General features: G+C 57.2%; 6 protein-coding genes. All 6 read left to right on the top strand.

Features of this window, described 5'->3' with window-relative positions; translation table 11 throughout:
* Positions 1 to 189: 189 nt before the first annotated feature.
* Positions 190 to 861, top strand: coding sequence for a response regulator transcription factor (locus NI21_RS0103855; protein ID WP_033124920.1), 672 nt, complete (start codon positions 190 to 192; stop codon positions 859 to 861).
* A gap of 5 nt (positions 862 to 866) precedes the next feature.
* Positions 867 to 1,805: a sensor histidine kinase KdpD gene (locus NI21_RS0103850; RefSeq protein ID WP_052083892.1), complete on the top strand. Its 939-nt coding sequence runs from the start codon at positions 867 to 869 to the stop codon at positions 1,803 to 1,805.
* Positions 1,806 to 1,853: 48 nt separating this feature from the next.
* Positions 1,854 to 2,549 carry an ABC transporter ATP-binding protein gene (locus tag NI21_RS0103845; protein WP_052083890.1) on the top strand — a complete coding sequence of 232 codons (696 nt, stop codon included), beginning with the start codon at positions 1,854 to 1,856 and terminating at the stop codon, positions 2,547 to 2,549.
* A gap of 9 nt (positions 2,550 to 2,558) precedes the next feature.
* Positions 2,559 to 4,940 carry an ABC transporter permease gene (locus NI21_RS0103840; RefSeq protein WP_033124919.1) on the top strand — a complete coding sequence of 794 codons (2,382 nt, stop codon included), beginning with the start codon at positions 2,559 to 2,561 and terminating at the stop codon, positions 4,938 to 4,940.
* A gap of 1 nt (position 4,941) precedes the next feature.
* Entirely contained in the window at positions 4,942 to 5,643 is a 702-nt protein-coding gene (locus NI21_RS0103835) for an ABC transporter ATP-binding protein (RefSeq protein ID WP_033124918.1), read from the top strand.
* A 126-nt stretch (positions 5,644 to 5,769) separates the two neighbouring features.
* Positions 5,770 to 6,297 (top strand): MATE family efflux transporter, encoded by a 528-nt coding sequence (locus NI21_RS0103830; RefSeq protein WP_033124917.1) that lies wholly within the window; start codon positions 5,770 to 5,772, stop codon positions 6,295 to 6,297.
* Positions 6,298 to 6,351: the final 54 nt, after the last annotated feature.

The raw sequence follows: 6,351 nt of genomic DNA, 5'->3' as shown, positions 1-6,351 counted from the left end.
CTTGATAAAAACCGGAAGGATCATTGAAATGTTGATAACTACAATAGAAAAGCCCCGGGGTAAACCGGGGACTTTGTCTACAGTCTGAGGAGTCCCGCGAAAGCGGGACTCCTTTTCTGTTCTTGTAAAACGTTCCCAATGCCGATATACTGAATACAGAGACAAAAGGAGACGGGGAGGAGATACACAATGGCTGTCAGGATCGGTATCATTGAAGATGACCAGGCTCTGCGGGAGGGGCTGAAGCTGGCCTTTGAGCTGGATGGGTGGGAGGTCGTCTGCGCCGCCACTGCGAAAGAGGGGAGACGGCTCACAGAGGGAGGCGGCTGCGACCTTGTCATACTGGACTGTAATCTCCCGGACGGAAGCGGCTTTGAGATGCTGCGGGGACTGCGGGAAAGGAAAGCGCCTCCTGTGCTCATGCTGACCGCGAGGAGCGGAGAGATCGATGAGCTGCAGGCCCTGGAGCTTGGGGTGGAGGATTTCATGAGAAAGCCCTTCTCCCTTGCTGTTCTGAAGGCCCGCGCACGCAGGATCCTCCGCAGAAGGGAGACACCCTCCCTCCTGTCCTCCGGGGACATCACAGTAGATATGAGGAGCAAAGAGGTGCGCAAAGGAGGGGAGCTGCTTTCCCTGAGCGCCCTGGAGACGCGGCTTCTCATCCTTCTCATGGAGCACAGCGGACAGATACTCTCCAGGGAGCAGATCCTGGAATCCGTGTGGGACAGACAGGAAAAGTATGTGGATGAAAATACCCTGGCGGTCACAGTCCGCAGACTCCGCCTCAAAATAGAAGAGCACCCCTCATCCCCGCAAAGGATCCGAACCATCCACGGCATGGGGTACATATGGAAGGAGTGAGCGGTATGACAAGAGAACAGACACTGCTGGCTCTGTGCCTTCTGCTTCTGGCCGCAGCCCTGGCGACCCTTCTCGGAATGCTCCGCTTCCGGAGGCAGTACTTTCGTCTGTATCGGGAGGTTCAGCTCTGCCAGAGGGCACTTCTTGCGGACCAGCCCCTGCCGGAGGGCTCCTGTCAGGAGGGCGCGCCGTCCGCGGTCCGGGATGATTTTGCCCGCATTATGAAAAAATTCCGGCGGGAGAGACAGGAGGCGAGGGAGGACAGAGACGCGGTCAGGGAACTGACATCCAATCTCTCCCACCAGCTTAAAACCCCTCTTGCCAATATCCGCCTCTATCAGGAGCTGCTGAAATCCCCGGAGCTTCCGCCTGGCAGAAGGCAGTGTCTGGAGAACCGCCTGGAGGAGCAGACAGACCGGCTGGACCGGCTTCTTACTGCCCTCTTCAAAATGATGGATCTGGAGAGGGGCGCGGCTGCCCCGAGCCCTGCAAATATCCCTGTCCTTTCCGCTGTCAGGAGGGCGGTGGAGTCCGTCCTCCCAAGGGCGGATCAGAAGCATATCCGCATCCGGATGGAGCCTTTCCCGGATGCGCCACTCCTCCACGATCCCGCCTGGACAGAGGAGGTTTTTGCCAACATCCTGGAAAACGCTGTAAAATATGCGCCGGAGGGCTCTGACGTCACCCTGTCCATGGAGTGCTTCGAGACCTACGGGGCTGTCCGCGTCCAGGATAAGGGACCGGGTATTCCCAAGGAAGAGTACACAAAAATCTTCCAGAAATTCTACCGGGGCAGCTCCTCGTCCGGGAAGGAGGGCTGGGGCATCGGCCTCTATCTGGCCAGGCTCCTCGTGGAAAGGGAGCACGGGTATATCACCGTCTCCTCCGAGCCGGGGAAGGGCAGTACCTTTTCTGTATTTCTGCCGCTTATGACAGAGGTGTAAGAATTTTCTCCGCCGCCTGTAAGATATCTGTAAGGAGAGGCTGCTATAATGAGAGCCAGAAAGGATAAGAAAATGGAAGCGGTAAAGGTGACATGTTTGAAAAAAGCCTTTCCCGGGCCCCTCGGGCCGGAAGAGGTGCTAAAAGGAGTGTCTTTTTCGCTGGAAGAGGGGTCGTTTACCGCCCTGACCGGATGCTCGGGGTCCGGAAAGACTACCCTTCTCCATCTGCTTGCGGGCTATTTAAAGGCGGACAGCGGGACCATCTGTCTCCTTGGCAGACACCTCCAGGACATGTCTCCAAAGGAGGCCTCCATCTTCCGCCGAAGGCATGTCAGCATGGTTTTTCAGGAAGCGGCCCTCATTCCCTCCCTTACAGTGGAGGAGAATATCGTCCTTCCCCTTGTCATGGACACAGGGAGACTTCTGGACCAGGACCGGCTCACCGGGATCCTGGAGTCCTTTTCCCTGTCCGGGAAGCTGGGGAGATACCCGGCAGAGCTGTCCGGCGGCGAGAGGCAGCGGTGCGTCTTTGCCAGAGCCCTCTTTTCTGACGCGGAGCTGATCCTTGCGGACGAGCCTGCCGCCAGGCTGGACACGAGGCAGTCACTGGAGCTCATGGGTGCTCTGAAGGAGTGCGCCCACACCTGGCACAGCACCGTCCTTATGGCCACCCACAACCTGGATCTGGCTCAGATATGTGACAGAGAGCTGGAAATCAGGGATGGCGTCATCCATTTTCTTTAGGTGTGCGATATGAAGATCATATGGAAAGTTCTGACAAAAGAAATCCGGCAGAAGCCAGGACGGTTCCTCGTCCTCGCGGCGGGCATGACAATGGCCGTCTTCCTCATCACAGCCACGACCGTCTTCTCCACATCCTGTCTCCAGGCGATGATCCGGCAGGAGAAAAGAGAGAACGGCCCCTACGAGTCCATCTTTCACAATCTGACAGAAGAGCAGGCCTGCGCTCTTTCTGACAGCTCCTACATCCGGCAGGTCTGGATACTGGACAGGTGTCCTATAGAGAGCTCTGACCAGGGGCGCGTGTGCTGTGGCGTCTCCTTCAGGCATATTTCCCTTGCCATCTTCAAAAATTCCCAGAAGGTGGGAGAGGAGATTGGGATGGATCCCCTGCCGCTGGAGGAGCAGCCTGTCCTCTATGCCCGCACAAATCAAACGGTCACATCTGCCTATGATATCACCTTCAGCGATAAACTCCTGGGCTACTATGGTGTCAACGCCTCCGGAACGGCTGCCGGCTCCGCCTGGGCTATCCTCCTTCTGGACTTTGTCATCGCGCTTTTCGGCGCTGCTCTCCTGTACTACGTATCCCTCTCAGGCATGGAGGAAAAGCTGAAGATCACCGGACTTCTGGACGGCATCGGCATATCGGAAGGTCAGAGGCTGTGCTTTGCATTCGGAGAAAACCTGCTGGCCGGATGCGTGGCCATCCCTGCCGGCATCCTCCTTGGCATAGTAGCCCTGGCCCTCTCCATACGCTGGCTGGGGGAGAGGCTTTTCCCTGTAGAAGATATGGAAATCTCTGTAAATCCGCTGCTGCTTGTGGCGGTTCTTGCGGGGACGTTCCTGCTCGCTCTGTCCTCCGCACAGGGGCTCTATGACCGGCTCAGAAAGGAGTCTGTCCTCAACCTGATCTCCGGCTACGACGAGGAGGAGGAAATCAACCGGACTACGGTTCTCCTTGGGGCCAGGCGGCATTTCTTCAAAGCTGAGACGCTCCTTGCCGTCAAAAATGTCATCATGTACCATAAAAATTACTGTGTCTCCTCCGTCCTCCTTGTGATCGCGCTGTGCGTGCTCCTCAATGGGACCATGTATGTGGAGGGCCTGACCTCCCCTCCTGCCACAGCCGGCCAGTCGCTGCCCCCGGTGTCTCTCTGGGCCTCGGCAAAGGGCGGGGATGGAGCTGCCTTCCAGGAGGCCGCTGAAGCTCTGGAGGAGATAGAGTGCATTGATACGGTCGCCGTCGTAAAGGAAGCGGAAGAGTACTCTGCCCTTGAGGGGATGGACATATGGGGGATTGAGGACTATCTGTCAGAAATCCACGCTACGAACGCCCTCTTACGTATTCAGAGCTATGAAGAGTTTGGAGAGCCACTGGAAAATATGCTGAAGGACGGATGGCTGCGCAGAGTGGTCCGGGTCATCGGCGTAGACGACCGTACCTTCCGGCGTCTTCTGGGAGGAGAAGAGGCCGGGCCCAAGAACAGCTCTTTCCCAGAAAATGAGGGAGCTGTACTGGAAAGCAGCGACTGGAGCATGAAAGAGAACGATGGAAGAGGGTTTCCCCTGTTCATCCAGGGAGAGATAAGAGACATTCCGATCCTTCGCATGATCACCAAAGCAGAGCGTCCGGTCCTTTTTCCGGAGCAGCTCTCCAAGGCCGAGAGCCTGGAAGATACGCCCCTGTCCTTCACTGACGGCGACGTCATCCTGTACCTTCCCCTCCAGACCTTTGACGAACTGATGGCAGGTTATCAGGACACCTCCCTCTCCCTGGAGATCATCCTGTCCCGGGACAGAGGAGCAGGAAGAGACCTGACAGAGATCCTATATCCGGACAATGCGGCCGGCAGGATGAAGGAGGACAGCCGGCTCATCAGCAGTATCAGGCGGCATCTGGAGGGGACAGAATTGGAAGACCTTGCCTTTTACAGCTTTGCCGAAGAGTACCAGGAGTCCTTTTTCGTCGGAGGGAAGGGCGCTCACGTCCTCCTCGTCGCTGCCCTGGTGAGCACAGTCTGGATCGCCGCCATTCTGATCACCCTGCTAAGAGATGCAGCCTGCATCCGGAGGAGAAAGAAGGAATTTGCCCTCCTTCAGTCCATCGGCATGCCCACAGGTCGCATCGTCAAAATGATCTTCCTGGAGCATCTCACCTTAGCCCTCGCGGGGATACTGGTTGGCATCCCCCTGAGCGTCTTTATTCTTTCCGCGGGACTGTACCGGGATGGTGGCGCGCCCCAGATGCGCTTCCCCCTGGATGTGCCGGTACGGCTTGTGGGCCTGCAGCTCATCCTGACGGCGTGCGTTGTGCTGGTTCCCTTCCTGTATACGGTGAGAGAGCTGAGAAGAATGGATATGATCGATGTCATACGGAAGGAGGAAGCGTAATATGGATAAAAGCTGGAGTATCGAAGCGGAACAGATCCGGAAGACCTATGGGAGCGGGGACACAGCCGTCCGCGCGCTGAGGGAAACGTCTCTCCGGATCAAAAGGGGACAGTTCACCGCCATCCTGGGCCCCTCAGGCTGCGGGAAATCCACCCTTCTCCATGTGCTGGGCGGCATCGATGAGCCTGACAGCGGGAGAGTGTGGGTGGACGGCAGGGAGCTCTACCGCATGAAAAAAGGGGAGCGGTCGATCTTCCGCAGGCGGCAGATCGGCATGGTCTATCAGTCCATCTACCTTCTCCCCAGCCTGAACGTAGAGGAGAACATAGCTCTGCCTCTTCTCCTGGATGGAAAACCGCTCTCTGCCCAGCGGCTGCAGGAGCTTCTCGCCGTCACCGGACTCACAAAAAAGAGGGAGGCTCTTCCCTGCCATCTCTCTGGAGGACAGCAGCAGAGAACGGCCATTGCGAGGGCTGCGGCCCCTTCCCCGGCAGTCATCCTGGCAGATGAGCCCACCGGAAATCTGGACAGCAGAAACCGGGACGCCATCATGGGGCTCTTCCGGCGGCTGAACACCAGGCAGCATACCACCATTATCATGGTGACCCACGACGAGGCGCTGGCAAAGCAGTGCGACCGGGTTCTGTACATGGAGGACGGGAGAATACTGCGGGACACGCTGCTCAGAAAGGAAGAAAAATAAGATCCCGGGTGAATTTTGAATTGAACAGCGGATCATACAACAGGAAACCATGGAGTTACAGCTGTGACTTCATGGTTTCGCTTTTAGAATAGCTTTCAGCTATCGAAAGATATAATATATAAATAAATGTGCGGCTGTGGGCCTGCCTGTGCTGGGTACAAGCGGAACGTGCCGGGCTACGGCCTTCGCACAGCTGCGTCCACGCTGCTGGGCTCTGCCTGCGGGGAGCAGGATACGGATAAAATGCGGCGGACTGCCTGGATCAGCGTGCTGGTCACTGTCTGCATGATGTGCGTGAGCGGACTGATCCTCTATATCGGCTCCGTGCCTCTGATGCGGCTTTTCTCACCCAGCGCTGCGGTGGTGACTCTGGGAGCAGAGATGCTGCGGTTAGTGGCCCTGTCAGAGCCCTTTTTCGGTCTGATGGTCGTGCTGGAGGGGATCTTCTACGGGATGGGGCGCACGCGGTACCCGTTTCTGGTGGAGACCATTGGCATGTGGGGGATACGGATTTTTCTGACCTTCCTGTGCGTAAATGTCTGGGGGCTGGTCCTTCGGGCAGTGTGGTGCTGCATGATCGCCGACAATGTGGGCAAGGCGCTGATGCTTGCGGCCCCGTTTCTGCGGCGCTATCTTCACCAGTCAGGGAAATAAAGTCAGAAAGAAAAGCAGGGAGCGAAGCCAATGACAACAGACTTCGCTCCCTGC

The sequence above is a fragment of the Eubacterium sp. ER2 genome, from assembly GCF_000765215.1.
GTDB lineage: Bacteria > Bacillota > Clostridia > Lachnospirales > Lachnospiraceae > Claveliimonas > Claveliimonas intestinigallinarum.
The sequence above is the reverse complement of the archived record's forward strand: the minus strand, read 5'-3'. Positions and strand labels throughout refer to the sequence as shown.